The organism is Fuerstiella marisgermanici, from assembly GCF_001983935.1.
GTDB classification, from domain to species: Bacteria; Planctomycetota; Planctomycetia; order Planctomycetales; family Planctomycetaceae; genus Fuerstiella; species Fuerstiella marisgermanici.
The window spans coordinates 2320355-2339680 of sequence record NZ_CP017641.1; the positions used below are offsets into that span (position 1 = coordinate 2320355).

Here is a 19326-nt window from a genome sequence, read left to right on the forward strand (position 1 = left end):
CAGTGGCCCGGCAGAATGATCTTACCATTGTTGCCGCTTCTCTGTCAGCACTCTGCCGCAGGCAAAGTGAAACCGGTTCGCTGGCCCAGAGAAGCTGACTCACAAGGTAACTCCCACAATAACTTCAGGGAGGGATGCATTCCGGGTGCGTCGTTGTAAGATCCGGGGCTTGCGTGTGTTATTTTGCGGCCAACCAGCTACCAGCCTACTTCCATGCCTGAACCGAAACCATTTAAGTTCGACCTTCAAAGCGAATTCGCTCCGGCCGGGGATCAGCCTCAGGCGATTGAATCGCTGGTGCGAGGGATTAACGAAGGCAAGAAGGCTCAGGTGCTATTGGGAGTTACGGGGTCTGGTAAGACCTTCACGATGGCCAATGTTATTCAGCAGGTTCAGAAACCGACGCTGGTGCTGTCTCACAACAAGACGCTGGCGGCTCAGTTGTATTCGGAGTTTCGCGAATTCTTCCCCAATAACGCGGTCACGTACTTCGTCAGTTATTACGACTATTACCAGCCGGAAGCGTATATCCCTCAACGCGACATCTATATCGAAAAAGACGCGTCCATCAACGACGAAATCGACCGGCTGCGACTGCTGGCGACTAGTGCGCTGGTGAGTCGTAACGATGTGATTGTTGTTTCGACCGTCAGTTGCATTTACGGCCTGGGGTCGCCGAAAGACTATCTGGAAATGATGATTCCTGTCCATGTTGGGCAGCAAATCGATCGGGACGCTCTGTTACTGAAGCTGATCGACATTCAATACGACCGCAACGACTTCGATCCGGGGCGAGGTAAGTTTCGAGTCCGTGGCGATGTGATTGAATGCTGGCCGGCGTACGAAGAATTCGCGTACCGCATCGAGCTGTGGGGCGACGAAGTTGAAAAGCTGTGCATTATCGATCCTGTGAGTGGCAAAGAATCTGAATCACTACAGGACATCTACATTTACCCAGCCAAGCACTTCGTCCTGCCGCAAAGCCGTATCGACGCGGCTCAGGAAGAGATCCGTGAAGAACTGGAAACGCAGTTGGAAGCCTTTCGCAAAGAAGGCAAGTTACTGGAAGCTCAACGACTGGCTGCTCGCACGCGATACGATTTGGAACTGATGAAGGAAACCGGCTTCTGTCCCGGCATCGAAAACTACAGTCGCGCCCTCGCGGGACGCAAGCCGGGCGAACCGCCGTACACTCTGTACGACTTCTTCCCGGAAGACTTCCTGATGATCGTCGACGAATCTCATGTCACGATTCCTCAAATTCGAGCCATGTATGCGGGCGATAGTGCTCGCAAAACAACGCTTGTGGAACACGGCTTTCGTATCCCCATGGCCAAAGACAATCGGCCACTGATGTTTGAAGAATGGAACGGCAAGCAAAAGAACTTGTTGCTTGTTTCTGCCACGCCCGCTGATTGGGAATTGGAACAAACCGGCGGCGAAGTTGTCGAACAGGTCATTCGCCCAACCGGGTTGATCGACCCGGTAATTCACATCGTCCCCGCGCGAGGACAGGTGCCTCACTTGATGGACGCAATTCGCAAACGCACGGAATCCGGCGAACGGACGCTGGTCACAACGCTTACTAAGCGGCTGGCGGAAGATCTCACCAGCTACATGAAGGAAGAAGGCATCCGCTGCCAGTGGCTGCATTCCGAACTGGACGCGATTGAACGAGTTGAGATTCTGCGCGAACTTCGCGAAGGACAGTATGACGCTTTGGTCGGAGTGAATCTGTTGCGAGAAGGGCTGGACCTGCCGGAAGTGAGTCTTGTGGCGATTCTGGATGCGGACAAAGAAGGCTTTCTGCGCAGCGAAACCAGCCTGATTCAGACGATTGGACGTTCAGCTCGAAACGTGAACGCCGAAGTGATTCTGTACGCCGATACGGTCACGCAAAGCATGCAAAAAGCCATCGACGAAACCAACCGCCGCCGCAAGATTCAGATCGCGTATAACAAAGAGCACGGCATTACTCCGGCCACCATTCAGAAGGCGATCCGGCGCGGCATCGAAGAAGAAATCGCGGCTCGCAAAGTGGAACGCGAATCAGTGGGAATCACCAGCGAAGACCAATTTGTCACGGAAGAATTCATTCGCGAACTGGAAGTTGAGATGCTGCAGGCGGCTGAGCAGCTGGACTTCGAACGAGCGGCTCAATTGCGAGACCGGGTTCACCAGCTGAAGAAAAAAATCGGCGAGCCCGTGCCGGAGGACAAAGGCAGCAAGTCGCCCGGTTTCGCGAAGAAAGGTCGGCGTCGGCAGTCAGCTCGCAAACGCTGAACCAACGACAAAACGGCGTTCCCGTTCAAAACAACTCTGGCGTTAGTTCTTCCAACGAAGCCAGTTGATGGTCGGCGATGACAAACTGCTTGTCGTCGGCTGCTGAGCGTTCAGGAACCACAATGGTTTTCATCAGAGCGGCCTTCGCAGCCAGCAGGCCGACGAATGAATCCTCAATCGCCACGCAGTGATAAGGCTGAACATTCAACGCGTCGCAGGCGTTCAGATACACTTCAGGATGCGGTTTTCCATAACGCAGATGTTCGGCTGATGTCTTCACAAGGAAAACATCTTTCATCTGCAGCATTTCTAAAGTCGCATCTATCAAACTCATCGGCGAAGACGACGCCAGACCCAGCTTCACCCCCTGCTGTTGGCACACGCGAATGGCGTGTGCCAAACCAGGCATCACCGGCTTATGCTCGCAAACCAGTTCTGTGACGCGTTGAAGAATACGATCGCACACCTCTGAGCAACTGGCGGAATTCCAGGGCGTTTCCGCATAGCACTTGTCGACGATTTGGTCGATTCGCATGCCGGTCGTATCAATCGTGTCCTGCAGTGTGATTGGCACGCCCAACGGCTGAAGAATTTCGAGCTGCGCGGCTTGCCAGTACGGCTGCGAGTCGATCATCAAGCCATCCATATCAAAAACAACAGCCTCAGACATTCTCTGCTTTCGGATTCGGTGAGGGCTCAACAGGAAGATGGTAACGGCGTTCCAGAAACCGGAACATTAGCCACGACGCGGCCGCCCACGAAAAGCCCAACGCCCAGCCGGCGAGTACGTCCGTCGGCCAATGAACACCCAGATACACTCGGCTAACGCCAATGATGAATGAAAGTAAAATGGGAACCGTCAGCAAAAAGACTTTCGCTCGGCGTCGGCGTTCCGTGCGAGCCATCACCGCTCCCAAAGTCAGGTAAACGAGCGACGACATCGCGGAGTGACCGCTGGGAAAACTTTTCGTGTAGATGCGAGTTTCGTGCGGAACGAGATCGGGGCGAGCCCGGTCGAATGCTGACTTCATCGCAACACTTGTCAGTGAACCGCTGACCACGGCCACCACAACAAACAACGCCATCCACGGCTGCTTTACAAAGTAGAGATAGCCGGCCATCGTCGCTGTGAAAAGCATGAGTGCCGCCACGCTGCCGAGAGCCGTGACATCACGAGCCATTTCCTCAAACCAGCTCGGCCCGATCGGGTCTGCCGGATCTCCCACGGTACGCATGCTCATGAGTATGTTTTGGTCAAACGCAAGCCCCTCCCCCTCCAGTACTTCGTCGGCAATCGATGCGAATCCCCAAACGCCTAACGCGATCACCAAAACCAGCCCGGCGGTGGCTCGGTCGTGCGACACAATCCATCGATAAATTTTCCAAAACCACTGCATTATGATTTGATCACTGGATTAGTATTCGTTGAATCAGTCAAACAAAGTCGGGGCCGCCGGATAGACGATTCGGCAGGGATTCTGGTCTTCGACAACGGCTTCGCTGGTTAGTGAATGCGGCTTGACCTGTCCGTTCGGAAAGATGTGGTTCACCCTGCCGCCCGTTGCCACGGCATAGTCGCTTACAAGCCGACGGTGACAACGCCAGAAGACACTTTCCGCGCACATAATCGCGGTTCTCTGCGCCAACGCAAGTGCTTCGAGTTCCATGAAAGCCACGTGGAACCGGGAGCTTAACATGTAGTCCGCATAATTCCGAAAGCTCGAGTTCCGCCAACCACCGTTGGGAGACTCGTCGGCGTCCATCGACTTTGACCGACGCCCGCCCAGATCCTCAAACCACTGGTATTCGATTTCGTGCGATTTCAAAGTGATGGCCAGTTTTTCGCAATTGAACTGCGGAAATTTGCGCGACCCGGGAAACCGACGAATGTCAGCCAACGCTTGGATCTGATGCTGATTCAACAACGCGAGGAAGGTTTTGATGTCGTGATTGGCGTGCCCGATCGTCCAAAGCGTCATTTGATTTTTCACAATCATTCTCCCGTCTGCTGCCGATCCGCTGAGCGGAATAGCTCGCGCAATTGGGCCAACAAATGCATACGCGATGCAGATTTTGTGGCTTTCTGTGAGCGGCAGGCCCTCTCAAAGCGAACGCCATTTGCCTTACGTTCGGCATTCACAGAAACGCGAGGTCTGGACGGGCGGATCGCAATGATTGATCTTTTGCTGTAACGCGGAGAAAAAGTCGTACAATGCCGTGAGGAGCCCGTTACTGAAATCACTGAGCAATGTTCATTCCAGGTTGGCCCGCGTCTGAAGGCAAACGTGCATGAAGAAGAAATCCGATCGTCACGGATTAGCGCCGTCGTTTTCGCTGACTGCCGGAGCACTCACGCAACTGCTGGCTGCGTTCGCGTGCTTTCTTGGAGCGTACGTGCTGCCGTTGACGTTTCCCGAAATTCGAGGAGTCTCCGGCAAGCTGCTGATCATACTGGGCTCAATCATGCTGGTTCTGGGAATCGGCAACATAATTTTTGGACGGCAGCTGAATCGCGTGCTGGTTCGCGCCGGAAAGCGATCTCGCGTTGTGATCCCGCGCGAAGGGATCGGCTATCTAGCGATTATGCTGACGCTGGCGGTGGGTGCGTTGATGGGGCATCGAAACATGCCGCTGCTCGTTTTTGGCATGATGGCGGGTCCGTTCATTCTGAACGGCTGGATCGTGTACGGCATGCTGAAAGGCATCACGGTGGAGCGCCGCGTGCCACGTCGAGCGACCGTCGACCAATACGTGAGCGTTGAAATCACGGTACGCAATCGCAAGCGACTGCTGGCGTCTCATATGCTGGAGGTACGCGATCGGATCAGCGGCCGCAATCTCAGGAAAAGCCTTCACGATGTCGAAGGTCTGGTGGCGTTTGTTCGAGTGCCACCGAAGGCCGCTCGAACCGGCCGCTACGAATTGCGTTTTTCAGACCGTGGCCGCTACACGATTGGGCCGGCTCGAGTGTCGTCGCGTTTTCCGCTGGGAATCGGCGAACGCGGTCAGATGATCGCGGAAACGTCGGAAGTCATCGTGCATCCCAAGATCGGTCAGCTGCTGCCTTCGTGGCGACGGCAGCAAAAGGAACTGGCGGAATCTTCGGTCCGAGTTCATTCACGGCCGGGTTTGTTCGACGACGAATTCCACCGCATTCGCGAATACCGCAGCGACGATAACCCTCGTTCGATTCACTGGCGATCGACCGCTCGGCGAGGCCAGCTGATGGTGCGCGAACATCAACAGAACCGTCAAAGCGATTCGCTGGTGCTGTTGGACCTGCCTGAAATCAAAGGCTGGCCGCGTCAAGCATCGGAAATGGCCATCAGCCTTGCCGCGACGATCTGTGTCGAACAAACCAGGGCCTCGTCTGGCAGTAGTTATCTACTTGGCATCGCCAGCGCAACTCCAATGATTTTAACCAGTCGCGTACCGGGCGGATTTCGCGAAGAAGCACTGGACGCGCTGGCAGTGTGCAAACGTTCGGCAAAAGCCGACCTGCAGAAATTGATAGCCGAAATGCTGACTGAGCACACTTTATCCGACGAACGAATCGTCCTCATCACACCTCGCCCCGCCATCGCAGAGGAAGCATTGGCATCGGTTTCCAGGGAGATGCTTTCAGACCGGATCGACCTTGTGCAGCAAACCACGATCGTTGAGGCCAGCGTGCCTCGCTTGAAACGAACGTTCGCGCTACCGGAAATTGAAACAGTGACTGTCCAGAACGACGTCACCACCGGAGGTGCCGCGGTATGAGCATGTCGACAGCAAGCAAGACTTCGGCGGGTGTGGAAATAATCTTTTTACGCAGTGTTGCGGTCATGGTCAGCCTGCCAGCGTTAGTGTTGGCGTACGCGGAAGAAGCGGCCTGGCCGGCGGCCTTTACTCCGCTGGTTGTATTGGCCGCCCATACCGTGGTCGACCGCAGGAAGTATCTGAAGCTATCCGTTACCGGCGCGAATCTGCTAGGCGTTATCGCATTTTTGTCGATGGCTTACGAATTCTACGACAATAATCTGCTCGGCAAGCTGCTTGCCGGAGCTCACCTGCTGGTCTACATGACGTGGGTCGTGCTGCTGATGCAGAAAGGTATCCGCCAATTTTGGTGGCTGGCCACGTTAAGCGTTCTGCAGGTTTCGGTGGCCTCTGTCTTGACGACCAACCCGACCTTCGGCGCGTTACTGGTGCTGACGCTGCTGGTCATGATCTGGACACTTTCTGTGTTTACGCTGTACCGAGTTCAGTTGCGGATGCGGCGGTCGGACGAAACAGCCACGGGCGGCGGTGGAACGATCGAAGACAGCCTGTCCACGGAGTCGGACGGCGAAACAGCAGCATCTGTGGCGACCGTGCGTTCGACGGTGGACGTTAGAAATGGATTGCACATCGATTCTGACGAACCCTGGGTTGGATGGCGGTTTTGCGGCATCGTCAGCTTCGCCTTTGTGTCGTCACTGTTTGTCGGCCTGTTTGCGTTTGCCGTTTTTCCTCGAGTCTGGGTCAACGAAGCACTCGGAGGAATCTCAGAACTTCAAGGCGCGATCGGTCACCGAACCGGCTTTACAGAGAGCGTGGAGCTGGGCGAAATCGGCCAGATTATGCAGTCTGACCAGCGTGTGCAGACCGTCGAATTCACGACAGTCGTCGGTGGGAAGGAACTGACGCCGGACGAGTTTGCCACGCATATGAACATGGACGAAGTACTTTTTCGAGGCAACGCGATGGGCCATTACCGCAACGGCCGGTGGAGAAGTGGCGGTGGGCAAAGTGCATCTGTCGGCGACCTTGAAACTCGCCGCTGGTTTCGGAGTTCCCGTCGCCAATCGGATTTCCGCGTCCGGATCACACAGGATCCTCCCATCGCTACCTTCGCCTTCGCCCCGCTGCCGGCAGACAACGTGGTGAGCCTGGTTGATCGCGGTCGCCGAGGAAGCAAGCACGGTCAGATCGAACAGCGAATGTTGTCTTACGCTCTGGTACATAACAATCTGGATAACAAGTTTCGAGCGGAACCATTCACGTACGAAGTCTGGTGTTCGAAGCCACCAAATGGACAAAAGCATCATCTCTCCCGGCCCTCGTCCGGCGTTCGAGCCATGTTAAATTTGTCGCAGGAACTCTTGCGGCCCCTCACGGCGTTTGAATCCTTCGAATCCGTAACTGCGAAAGAGCGTTGCATTACTCGCGACCTGGCCTCGTCGTTGCCGTCGCTCACGAAACTGGCGATTGAGGTGTGTTCGAACGAGGATGGTCAGTTGGTTAGCGAACGACGCAGGGTTGATTCGGTGCTGGCGTACCTGAATTCGGCCGAACGGTTTCAATATTCGCTGGCCGCAAATGTGATTGACGATAGCGTTGATCCAGTTGAGGATTTCCTGCTGAACCGGAAGAGTGGCCACTGCGAATACTTCGCGTCAGCCGCCGCTCTGATGCTGCAGGCAGTCGGCGTTCCGGCTCGCATTGTCAACGGCTACAAAGGCTGCGAAGAAAATTCCGTGACCGGCCGGTGGGAAGTCAAACAAAAACACGCTCACACCTGGCTGGAAGCCTATGTGCACAATCGGTGGGAAACCGTCGACCCGACGCCCGCCGCTGCTCGTGAAGAAGGCGTCGCTCAACCCAGCACACTTAGCTGGTGGATGGATCTGAAGGCTGCCTTTGCTGACAACTGGTTCAGCATCGTGCAGAAAATGAGCCTTCAGCAACAGGAGGCAATGGCAAAACCGTTGGTCGATTCAGTGAAGAATGCAGTCGACACGATTCGCCAACAGGGCCTGTGGGCCGCGTTGAAGATGTTCTACGAAGAAGTGATCCTGCAGCCTAAAAAATGGGTGAGCTGGCAGACCGGTGCAGTCACGTTCTTTCTGTTGTTGATTTTGGGACTCGCCATCCAACGACGCCCGGACCATATTCTGCGATCAGCTCTGGGACGACTGTTCCGCTGGTTGCGTCCCGGCCGACGTGGACAGCAGTCCGTTGTGCGGTTCTACGAAACGTTCTGCAGCCAATGCGAACGGCACGGGCTGAAGTTTCCTAACAACCAGACGGCTCAGGAAAATGCGCTAATGGCCATCCGATACTTTTCCGGCCGCTTGTCGGACGAGGAAGACCGACGGCTGCCAACTCGAATTGCTCACGCCTTCAACAGAGTGCGTTTCGGACAGGCAGAACTAGGCGACGACGCCGTCGCTGCCGTCCGCAGCGATGTGGGCCGCTTTACCGAATTGCTGAGCGGACGAGCCACCGAAGGAACGTAGACCGCGATCTCTCCGGTGGCTCCGTCCAGTCGCCCAGCAAAGCTTGGTTGAAGTCGTGTGGCGTCACATAACGAGGCGGAACTCAGGTTGTTCTTTCCCCCAAAGGAACATCAATTCCTGCCACGCGTTCCTTCATCAGTGTTATTTGCTACGTTTAAAAAGACGTCGGTGTCGACCTTCTGCACGCTTTCTTCTGTGATGGCGGGAACTGAATTATTGCGGTCACCAAACAATCGTTCTGCGAGTTGCGACATCCATTTTTGTCCGTAACGCTGGACAACGTTTAAAATGCCGGTGCCTGAGTTCGTTTCGGTTGTGTAGCGAGTGTTCGTGTCTCTCGCCAGGGCGCTTGTGGCCTGGTTCAGCACACTGTCCATACTGGAAGACCGAACTCGGCCAAGCGCCACTTTGCCGTCCTCGTCATCAAGCTCGAAGGTATCAGCGTCGATATTCACTTTTCCTCCAAAGTGGTTCGACTTGTTGTTCAATATGACTTTCTTTGGTTGGCCGTTCGCCTGGGCTGTGACCGACGATTCGCCCTCTACTCGTACCGAACCTCCAGGTGTTTGTATGATGGGGCCACCGTTGGACAGTACCCCCAATTGACCGCTAGCGTCGATTGTTCCAAGCAGAACGCCACCACCAGCATCGACGATACTGATGTGCCCTCCGCTGGCGTTGACGACGCCGCGGAAGTCATTATCTATTCCGTCCAACTGAATATCTGCTGGGGAACTACCATCTGTTGCGTTAAACGTGGCCGCCCCGTTGATCGTCATCGTGCCGCTGGCGTCCTGGATAATGGGGCCGCCCGTCGACGTGGCGTCAAAGGTGCCAACAGTGGTTATGTCGTTTAGAATCAGGCCTCCGTGACCATCGGTAATGGCCACATTGTTGCCATTGGCATTCACCGGGCCGACGAAATCGTTGTCGGAGTTCGTGAGTGTAATGTCACCAGTAGCGTTGAAGTTGGACGTTCCCGTCACTTTGATTCTCTTACCCGGCAGTTGTTCCACGTTGCCGTCGCCTGCGGTGACGGCAAGCGTTCCCGCCGCGTCTATGTCGCCCAATCGTACGCCGCCTTTGGGGCTATTTAAGTTTACATTATGGCCAGATAGATTCTCAACCTGCAGATCACCGATTGATTGGTTAATCTCGACATCTCCCGTGACATCGATGGTGCCAGTGGGCGACTGTGTGAAGCTGTTGGTCACATCCAGCCGTCCGGTAATTCCCAGCGAGCCGCCGTTTTGTGCGAATTCGGTGGCACTCATATTGCCGCCGACGTTGAAGGCGCCGCCGTTCTGAGTGTACTCATCCAACGCGGCATCCTGCGCGACGTTTAGCGTACCACTGTCGATCTGAAAATTGCCGCCCGTCAGTGAATCAATATCGACGGGGCCAGCAACACTACTGTTGAATGTCGGTGTCACGCCGTTCGGAATGATCACATGCGCGACGTTCGCCAGGTCCGGAATCGCTCCGCCCGCCCAGTTGGCCGGGTCACTCCAATCACCGGCCGCCCCGCCGATCCACATGACGCTGTCTAATCGCGAGATATTGGCGACGGCTGTTGCCTGATTGGTGAAGCTGTAGTTGCCGGAATTCGTTCCGCCGTACGTGGTTCCAGCCAAAGCAACAGTCTTGTCGGTGCCGACGTTCTTGTTGCCGAACGTTGCTGTCGTGCCGCTGGCGGTCAATTCGTCACCGCTAACGATGCCGTCGAAGGCAACGCCGCTGAAATCTACCGTGGCCGTGGTGTTTCCGTCGTAAACTTTGTCGCCTACGGCGATGCCGCTGACCGTGACTTCCTTCGCGACGATGTTCGCCGTCGTGGTCGTTTGGTCGACGAAGGAATAATTGTCCACGTCGGATCCTCCGTAGACTGTACCATTCAAAGTAACCGTCTTGCCCGTGCCTATGTTCTTGTTATCGAACACTCCCGAGGTACTGGCAGCGGTCAGTTCATCACCGGAAACCTTGCCGGAAAAGATCACTCCGCTGTGGTCGACCGTTGCGACGGCGGAGCCATCATAACTTCGGTTTGCAACTTCCAGACCACTGATGCTGACTTACTTCTGTGTAATATCAGCCGTGCCGGAATGGGACGTGGAATTCAGTACATAGTTTGAGGCATCGGCACCTGTGAGATTGATTCCCGTGACGGTGACCGTCTTGCCGGTGCCGGCATCGGCATTGTCGAACGCCGCCGAACCATTGACGGTAACCGCATCCCCCAGGATTGTGCCGTTGGCACCAGCAGTAATCGTTGCGGCATTGGTGCCGTCGTAGACTTTGCCGTTGATGGCGATCGATGTCGTGATCGACTTGGCGTTGACGGTCAGTGTTCCGCCGGTGAACGTGTTGACAGCGTAACCCAATTGTTCGGCTCCGGCGGAGATTGTCAGGCTGTGATCGCCGACTGTGTAGTTGCCACTGGTTGATGTTGAACCGCCTACGTCAATAGTTGGAGCAGCGCCGAATACCTGAGCCGTTGTGTCGCCGTTGACAGTTCCGGTAATGGTCGGCGTAAGAGTGGGTGCCGTTCCGTAGGTCACCGTCTGGTTACCGACGGCTCCGCTGACTGTCGGCCGTTCGCGATAGACGCCATATACGCCGGAGCCAAGTGCAAGCGAGAAGTTAGTCGCTGATTCGTCGCTGTTGTAACGAAAGCGACCACTGCCGCTGTTCAACAGTTCGGCCAGGCCCATGCTGTCGGCAACGCTGCCGGTGTACAGGGTGGCTCGTCCGCCCGTGCCAACGGTGATCGAAGGCGAATTGCTGAGAACGAGGTTGCCGCCCGTTGCGGTTCCGGCGGCTGTGATTTGTCCAGCGTTTAGAGTGATCGCCGACGCAGATGTGTCTGTCGTCGAAATGTCTTGAGCGATCGTCAGGTCGCCGGACTGAGTGGCAATATTGATTGTACCACTTGCCACTATTCCGCTTTGAGCTCCCACGGTGCCAACCGTCAATGCACCGGGATTCGTCACGGCAACATTTCCAAGAAGCGTTCCGGATTCGCCGCCGGCAAGCGTTCCAATCGAATTCCCAGCGTTGCCAATCGTGAAATTACCCGTTCCCTGCAGAGCGAGGCTGTCGGTCGTGATGGCGGACGTTTGAGTCACATCGCCGGAGGCGTCGATCGTGAGTTTATTCCCGGCGGTCGTCGTCAACGTGTTGTTGATTGCGACGTTTCCGCCGTGAAGCGATACGTCTCCGTTGATGTTTGTCACGCTGTTGACGGTGACATCGGACGTATTGCCATCCTTACCGATGGTCAGACCAGTGATCGTATCGGCAATACCGTAGTTGCTGGTGACAGCGCCGCTAAACTTGGTTCCTGTTGGTTCAATCGTTACCGAACCGCTGCCAGTGAATCCGCTTATCGCGGGAGCCACGTCGTTTTGGAAGACCAGCGAACCATCCGACACATCAGTTTCACCTGAATATGTCGCGTCGCCAGTCAGAGTCAGTTCGTTGGTGCCTTGTTTTGTCAGGTCACCGGTGCCGCTAATGTCGTTGACGATGGTGAAGTCGTCGCTACGGTTGAACAGCAAGTCAGTGTTGTTGATAACGTTGCCAGTGCCCAACGTGCCACTCGTTCCGCCAGCGCCGACAATCAATGAACCGGCATTGATCGTCGTGGTGCCCGAATATCCATTGTTCCCGCTTAGCGTCAGTGCGCCAGTGCCGATCTTGGTCAGATTCAACGTGTCGGCACCATTTTCAAGCTGACCGCTAAACGTTGTGTCAAGGTTGTTACCGCCGACCGTCAGCGTGGCGGGCGAGCGGGCAATCAACGCCGAGTGGTTCTGCTGAACTTCAGAACTGGAGAGTGCTCGATCATAAACCAGCACAATTCCGATCGAACCACGAAGTGTATCATCGGCGGACCAGTTGCTCTTGCCGATGTAGTTGTTGCTCAGCTCGACTTCATTCGGCAACGCTGTCTCTGCCGTCGTAATCTCCAGGTTTCCGTCAGCGAACAGACGGAAGTTTGTACCGTCAGCCGTACCGGCGTAGCTGCGAGTGCCACCGCCAGCAGTGATCAACGTGTTGGTGCCCGTCAGGTCCACCTTGTGCTCTTCACCGCCGGAACCTGGATACAGCTCAAAGTTGACTGCATTTGTATTGCCGAAACGCGACAAGATGATGTTGTCGGTCGGATCGCCGCTACCAAAGTCAACGATGCGTTCCCAAAGATTGGCTGTGCCAAAATCGGCGACAGTAAACAGCGTGAGTCCATCCAGAACTCCGTCGCCGGACGACAGAAAATCGGCAGGTAACGCACCCAGCTGAGCGTATTGAGCATTGGTGGTGAACTCGAATTGCCGCTTCGAACCGTTGTAAGTCGGGTCGCCGAACAGTGTGCCGTCATAGCCGTTTCCGCTCAGGTCATTCCACGTGGTTCCGGTGCCATCGTACGAAGCACCATTGCCAGCATCCAGCCACAACACGATTCCATCCCGAACGATTGAACCGTTTTCAATCAGGCCGCTGCCTTCGATCGAACCCACGGTGTCGTCGAAGCTATTTAAGCTTAGGATGCCGTTTGCATTGACAATCAACCGCGTTAGATCGGGAAGAACATCGTCGGCCCCCAGCATTAAGATGCCATCGTGGATCGTTGTGTCGCCCGTGTAGGTTTGAACGGTATTGATTCTTAGAAAGCCGTTGCCGCTTTTCGTCAGGCTTCCGTTGCCGATAAGAAGTCCATCAAAATTCCCCGACGTGCCGCTTGCAACAGCCAAGTCAGTCGTGTCGGTGGCGGTACCGATTGTCACACCGCTATCAACGGTCAGGCTGCCCGACGCCAGCAAACTGACAGTTGTGTTTGCTGCGGTTGACTTGGTGACGTCGCCGCCAATAAGAACGTCGCCGCCGCCGATGGAAACGTCTCCTTCGACCACGATGCTGGATTTGACGGTGACGTCTGCGCCAACGCCATCGGTAGTAATGGTCAATCCCGATAAAGCTTCGTTAGCTCCGATCGCTGCGTTAAGCGTGACGTCGCCTGTGCCGCTGGTTTCAACAGATAAGTCGTGATCGCCATCGACTGTGCTCACGAAGTTTACGTTTCCATTGCTGGTCGTGGTCAACGCCGTATCGGCGCCCAGTGTGACGGCACTGCCGAATGTTTGATCTCCTGATGTTGTGATGTCGCCACCCAGGTTGGCGAGACCAGTGACGTCGAACGAAGACGCAGCAGCAATGTTGGCTGTCGTTTGTACGGCGGCGTTGACGGTGATGTCACCCAGTGCTGCGTTGCTGCCGACGGCACCATTGAATTGCACGCTGCCGGCCGTCGAGCTGGTTCCGCTGACTCCGACGGAGAACGCGTTCCAGGTTTCGTCGCTGAGGCTGTTCCAGGTCAGTTCACTGAAAGCATTCCCGAAGCGAATCGTCCCGTGCGGTTCGCTATGCCCATCGCTGGCGCTGTTGATTCCGCCGTCGTTAAGCTGAAACGTGTCTCCCACTATGGCTTTGGTCATCGTGCCACCGCCGAAGTAGCCGGGGCCAGCACCGTTTAATCCCGAATAGGATTCAATCGTGAAATCCTGATCGAACCCGTAGCCGTTGCCGTTCATGCTCATGATGCTGAATGCAAGGTTTTCGACGGATTCGCTGAACGTCAACGTTTGAGAGCCAGCATACCGCAATTGAATCAGGTCCGTTGTGGAGGGACCGTTGGCCACGTTGTCGCTGACATAAGGTGACTCGCCAGCGAAGGCTCCACCACCTCGCCCGGTCCAATAGGCAGTTCCGCCCGATGTTTGGATGCCGTAGATCCCTTGAGGGTTGTGATATGTGACGGTAATCACATCGGAGCCAACCGTGATTGTTCCCGTCGCTGTCTTGCTGGCGGCATCCCACGTCGTCCAGTCGACCCAGTGGTAGACGTTGCCAGGTGTGATTGTCGTTGTCAGATTCCAGGGGGTGCTGGTGCTGTTGGAATCCACGGTTGAGTCGAAGACAATATCGCTTTGGATAGTCGATAAATGGGTGTGGTTACCCAGCAGGACGGGACTGTGGAAAGTCTGCGTTCCAGTCGTATTGACTTGACCTCCGTTGATAGCAATGCCCTGGCTCGCGGTCACGTCCAGCGACGCGAGTGCCTTGCTGCCTCCGATGCCGCCGTTGAAGGTGACGCTTCCGCTGCCGGCGTTGATTGTGACTGCAGTTGGCGCGAGGTTGGTTTCGCGTACATATTGAGTGAGTGTTGATGAGTTAAGAGGGAGATCGTTCCAGTTTCCTGCCGCCCCAACAAACTGGACAACAGTTTCATTTCCGCCAGAATTGTTCGGTTCTCCCGAATTCCAGTTGGTAAAGGCTCCGTCGACAGGAGTCGCTCCATGGCTGCCGGTCGCAAAGACCAGACCGTTGCCGCTGTCTTGTAATCCTTCTGGACCAGTCACCCAACGCCACAACGAATCCGTGCCGATGCCGGTGACACGTCTACCTCCCAACCAGGAAGGAGCATAGTCGACTGCGATGCCGGCGATTGCGTTCTCTAATCGGGACGTAATCGTTGCCAGGTAGGTATCACCCAACTGGTCGCCAGTTCCCGACTTTGCATGAGCAACAGCACCTACCCACGTCTGTGTGCTGGTGACGCCCGTGTATTGGTTGCCTGAGTTCAAGACGCCACCAAAGACGATGGCTCCGTCGCCAGAGTCAAACGTGACACCATTCGTGTTCGCCAAAATCGTTTCGCCATTGACCGCAATAGTACCGCCGCCGGTTTCAAACGATTGAGCGGCCGTGCCGCTGATGTAAACGTCACCACCGACTTGAACGCTGGATCCGCCGATCGTCGCAGTGCTGCCGTCACCGAAGGTCAAACTTCCGCCGTTGGTCTTTATCGAATCGCCGTTCACGATATTAATGCCATCGCCGGAATGATCCGAGTCAGCCAGCAACGTGACGTTCAATTTCGCTGTGTTACCGTTTTGAGTCGCATCGATATTCGCATCAACATTAATATGGCGGTGAGCCTGCAAGGTCAGTGTTGCGTCGCCCGACATCGCTCCGGTGACAATGTCACTGCGGACCACAATGTCACCAAGCTCGGTGTTTGTACCTGAGCTTCCGTAAGAAGCATTGTCGGCTGTCGTAGTGACAGTCACACTGGTGCCTGTGTTCAGAGCGCTGACGACATTGCTGGCCGCAACCGCATCGATCAGATAGTTGTAGGGATCAATCAACCAGTGTCCGCCGTTTCCGTTTGCAGCGCCCGCATCAACGGAAACCCCATCAGTTTCGATTCTTGCCCCCGATGTTTCAATTTGGCCGCCATCGCCAAACACTTCGCCAGCGCGAGCAACCAGAGTTCCGAACGCTTTGGTAATTGATTCGGCATTGGCCACATCCGACCACAGTACGATCGTCCCACCGTCGCCTCCTTTAGTCGCCGACGCATCAATCATCGCGCCAGCTTCCATTGTGACCGACGTTGCCTGAGTCATGTTGCCGCTGCCCTGCCAATCGCCACCAACCAAAACGGTTCCACCGCCATCGGTGCCCGCGACATCGATTGACGAATTTTCAGAAAGCGTGATCTCGTCGGCTTCGAGCTGCACGTGTGCGCCCTGTGAGCCCCCTCCGCTGGCCGCGGATGTCTCGCCGGGCGCGGCGGCTAGCCTCGTCGGCTCGCGATGGGCCGCAATCGTCCCGTCGTGCAAAATTTTTCCGTTCGGGTTAACCAGATAGACTTCCCCGCCCGAAGTCGCCGCACCGGTGGCTCGGATCGTGCCCGTGTTCTGGATCAACCCGGCGGTCGGACTGATGCCGCTGCTAAGAGTCTCCAACGTCGGCTGCACGTACGTAACACCGTTGTTCAGAGTCACTTCGCCACCGCCACTTAACGTGATATTCCCCCCCGAAGACGTAATTGAACCATTATTTGAAATGTCGTTAGCGATCAGGTGAGCACCGCCAGTTCCCGTGTTGATCGTTCCATTGTTCACTAAGCCGGCAGCCGAATCGCCGGAAAATGTCAGCGCACCGCCTGCCATGAACTTGTCGTTAGCAATGTCAAACGTCGACGCGGTGAACGCATTCGTATTTACCAGACCAGATGCACCAACCATGATGCCGCTGGGATTAACCAGCATCACATTCCCATTGGAATTCAATGCTCCGTTTATCACCGACGGCATGTCGGGCGTGGTGACTCGATTCAGAATCGCGCTGCTGGAATCAGGCAGATTGAAATTGGCCGTGTTACCAGAACCGATGCTAAATTGATTCCAGTTGATGATTGTCCGTGTCGACGTCGCATTGACGTCCATCACTGGCCCGCCGGAATTGATGATGGCAGCCCCAGCTACGACGTCTGCTCCCGTCGGCAGCTCTGCTCGCGCTGAAGCGTTCCAGTCCAGGCTTCCACCGACAGTAATCGCACCGGCGGCCAACAGCGTAGCCAGACGCTTGCGTAGATTTCTGGACCATGATCGCTGACGACGATATTCGTTTCTGCGGGCCACGGCGTGGGCTCGAGACTTCAGTTCAAGGTTGTGAATGAATTCAGCGTGCCAGTTAGTGTTGCGTGGAATCATCTATTCAAAGCCTGTTCAACGTGGGTGGGTGATGCCGTGTCCTGAGTCATCTGGGATGCCGCGGCGAAGACACAAGGAGATCGCACTAGGCTGATCGAACGGCGCTGGCATTGTTCGCCACGCTTCCCTAACCCGCAGGGCTGTTTTAGTCAGCTGGCATGCAGCCCGGATGGATTCTGTATGTGCTGCAGACAAAGACATGCTCCAACGGAGTACGAAGTTTTTCCCATATTGATCGGCCTTCGCATTGGCGTAGACGTTTCTACGCATGTCGTGGCTGAACCATCCAACCGAGGTCGCGCCAAGTGGCATATCGTTCAGTCCTGCGGGACGATTAGGACCGACTGTCGCACCTGGTAAGTTGCCGCCATCGCGCCGGGCAGTATCAACATTCGGCTCATTCTTCGCCGACCTGACAATGCGGATAGCCTTATTCTTACGGAAGCAAGTCATGGAAGACGCAAACCGATTTCGGCCATCATTGTTGGCTGGATCTCTCCTCATTTTGACGATGCTGCACAGCAACATCGCGCACGGTCAGAACTTCGACCGCTATCGCCCTCTGGATCCATCGCGTCTGCCGAACGCCAACGCGCCTCAATCTGTGCCAGCGCCGGAACTACCGCCAAAGAACCATGACGATCGTCCCCTGATTAATTGCCTAAACGCAGTGGTTGTCGTTGACCGAGCCGACAAGGTGTCGCTGGAACCGGCAATCGATGAGCTCACTGGCGTTCACTACGACTTTGCCGTCCAGGATTCGCTCGTGTATTCCGACTGCGTTCGGCACATTGTTGAATCGCACATCGGGCAGCCGCTGTCTTTGAAAAGCCTGAATCAAATGGCTCGCGACATCGCCAAAGCGTACCGCGACTGTGGCCAGCCGATTGTAGACGTGCAAATTCCGGAGCAGCGAATTAGCAGTGGTACCCTGCATCTTGTCATTGTCGAATCCGTCATCGGGCGAGTTCTTATTGACCCCGATTGCGTATTCAATTGTTGCGAACTGGATCGCTGGATTGAATGCACGTGTCCGGGCGATCGGGTGTATGAATCGAAACTGCAAAGCGATTTGTTTTGGGTAAATCAGAACCCGTTTCGCCGAGTCAAAGTCGACTTTCGACCGGGCAGCGTTAGCGGCACTACGGACGTGATCTACCAATCAAACGACGTCACACCACTGCGTGGCTACGTGGGTGCCGACGATACAGGAGTGAAGTCGCTGAACTACGGCCGCTTTTTTGCTGGAGTCATGTACGGCAACATGTTTGGTCGCGGCGGGCAACTAAGCTATCAGTATACCACAGACCAATCGTTTCAGCGCCTGAAGGCCCATTCAGTTAACTACAACCATGCGGTTAACCGCCGTTACAGCGTGGGAACGTATGGCAGCTATGCGACGGTGTCGCCGATGCTGGGAGGTGGTCTAAACCAGGACGGCGAAAGCTGGCAAGTCGGCGTCAGCACGACTCGCCACTTAATCCGATCTGCCCAGCATTCTCGTAACCTAACCGCAGGTCTGGACTTTAAATCGACGAACAATAACCTTGAATTCGCCGGTTCCACGGTGAGTGCCTCGAATGCCGACCTTGTTCAGTTGCGATTCGGCGTCGACGACTTTGTCCGGTCCTCAGTCGATGAATACATGTCGCTGAAGGCAGATATCTACGTCGGACCGGGCGGTGGTGGCACAGGCTCTCATTCCGCTGCAGCGTTTCAAACGATTCGACCGGGCTCGTCGCCTGACTATCTCTACGCTCGGTTCACAGGCGAAGAAACATCGTTGATTGGCTGCGACTGGATGCTGTTAAGTCGCCTGACGGGACAAGTTGCCTCGGAACGCCTGCTGTTCAGCGAAACTCTTGGTTTGGGCGGCTACGATACGATTCGCGGTTTTGACCAGCGAGCGTTCAACGCAGACAGCGGTTGGATTGCGAACTTCGAATTTGGCCCGCGCACCACACGTTGGGGCGATCCTGACGACGTTCATTCTCGCCGCATCTTTGCGTTTATGGATCTCGGCAACGGCTACCTGTCGAACGCGCGTGCTGGTGAAGACGCTTACACGTTTGCAGCCAGCACCGGTGTCGGGCTGCGATTCAACGTCAGCGACCGCCTGAGTGCTCGACTGGATTGGGGCTACGGCTGGCAGGACATTGACAACGCTCGCCGAAGCAATCGTCTACACATGGGCTTCACCTGGATCCCTGGCAGGCGACCCTAAA

At 55.6% G+C, this 19326-nt stretch carries 9 protein-coding genes; 4 read left to right on the plus strand and 5 right to left on the minus strand.

Annotated features, from left to right (window positions below):
• Nucleotides 1-213: 213 nt before the first annotated feature.
• Entirely contained in the window at nt 214-2283 is a 2070-nt protein-coding gene (gene uvrB / locus Fuma_RS08770) for an excinuclease ABC subunit UvrB (RefSeq protein WP_077023796.1), read from the plus strand.
• Between the two features lie 25 nt (nt 2284-2308).
• On the opposite strand, the gene hxpB is transcribed toward uvrB, so the two are convergent.
• From hxpB to Fuma_RS08785, 3 genes are read right to left on the minus strand one after another with little or no spacing between them, the layout of a single operon-like run.
• Nucleotides 2309-2953: a hexitol phosphatase HxpB gene (gene hxpB, locus Fuma_RS08775; protein WP_077023797.1), complete on the minus strand. Its 645-nt coding sequence runs from the start codon at nt 2951-2953 to the stop codon at nt 2309-2311.
• Entirely contained in the window at nt 2946-3680 is a 735-nt protein-coding gene (locus tag Fuma_RS08780; protein WP_077023798.1) for a phosphatase PAP2 family protein, read from the minus strand. The genes hxpB and Fuma_RS08780 overlap by 8 nt, the downstream gene beginning before the upstream one ends.
• Nucleotides 3681-3713: 33 nt before the next feature.
• Nucleotides 3714-4262, minus strand: a complete 549-nt coding sequence (locus Fuma_RS08785) for a DUF488 domain-containing protein (protein ID WP_218922412.1) — start codon at nt 4260-4262, stop codon at nt 3714-3716.
• A 310-nt stretch (nt 4263-4572) separates the two neighbouring features.
• Between Fuma_RS08785 and Fuma_RS08790 the strand changes: the two genes are divergently transcribed.
• The gene (locus Fuma_RS08790; protein WP_077023800.1) at nt 4573-6042 is read left to right on the plus strand and encodes a DUF58 domain-containing protein; all 1470 of its coding nucleotides are present in this window, start codon (nt 4573-4575) and stop codon (nt 6040-6042) included.
• On the plus strand, nt 6039-8543 hold the full coding sequence (locus tag Fuma_RS08795) for a transglutaminase TgpA family protein (protein ID WP_083731909.1): 2505 nt from the start codon (nt 6039-6041) through the stop codon (nt 8541-8543). Before Fuma_RS08790 ends, Fuma_RS08795 begins: the two co-directional genes overlap by 4 nt.
• 110 nt (nt 8544-8653) lie before the next feature.
• On the opposite strand, the gene Fuma_RS35895 is transcribed toward Fuma_RS08795, so the two are convergent.
• On the minus strand, nt 8654-10609 hold the full coding sequence (locus tag Fuma_RS35895) for a YDG domain-containing protein (protein WP_338030031.1): 1956 nt from the start codon (nt 10607-10609) through the stop codon (nt 8654-8656).
• A 6-nt stretch (nt 10610-10615) separates the two neighbouring features.
• A complete protein-coding gene (locus tag Fuma_RS08805) occupies nt 10616-17101 on the minus strand; it encodes a two-partner secretion domain-containing protein (RefSeq protein ID WP_077023803.1) in 6486 nt (2161 codons plus the stop codon).
• 451 nt (nt 17102-17552) lie between these two features.
• Here Fuma_RS08805 and Fuma_RS08815 point away from each other — a divergent pair, with 451 nt between their 5' ends.
• The gene (locus Fuma_RS08815) at nt 17553-19325 is read left to right on the plus strand and encodes a ShlB/FhaC/HecB family hemolysin secretion/activation protein (protein ID WP_077023805.1); all 1773 of its coding nucleotides are present in this window, start codon (nt 17553-17555) and stop codon (nt 19323-19325) included.
• The last annotated feature ends 1 nt before the right edge of the window (nt 19326 follow it).

What these genes read in the sequence shown, in the direction of transcription:
- uvrB (WP_077023796.1), top strand. Translation starts at nt 214, where the DNA reads ATGCCTGAACCGAAACCATTTAAGTTCGACCTTCAAAGCGAATTCGCT.
- hxpB (WP_077023797.1), bottom strand. Translation starts at nt 2,953, where the DNA reads ATGTCTGAGGCTGTTGTTTTTGATATGGATGGCTTGATGATCGACTCG.
- Fuma_RS08780 (WP_077023798.1), bottom strand. Translation starts at nt 3,680, where the DNA reads ATGCAGTGGTTTTGGAAAATTTATCGATGGATTGTGTCGCACGACCGA.
- Fuma_RS08785 (WP_218922412.1), bottom strand. Translation starts at nt 4,262, where the DNA reads ATGACGCTTTGGACGATCGGGCACGCCAATCACGACATCAAAACCTTC.
- Fuma_RS08790 (WP_077023800.1), top strand. Translation starts at nt 4,573, where the DNA reads ATGAAGAAGAAATCCGATCGTCACGGATTAGCGCCGTCGTTTTCGCTG.
- Fuma_RS08795 (WP_083731909.1), top strand. Translation starts at nt 6,039, where the DNA reads ATGAGCATGTCGACAGCAAGCAAGACTTCGGCGGGTGTGGAAATAATC.
- Fuma_RS08805 (WP_077023803.1), bottom strand. Translation starts at nt 17,101, where the DNA reads ATGATTCCACGCAACACTAACTGGCACGCTGAATTCATTCACAACCTT.
- Fuma_RS08815 (WP_077023805.1), top strand. Translation starts at nt 17,553, where the DNA reads ATGGAAGACGCAAACCGATTTCGGCCATCATTGTTGGCTGGATCTCTC.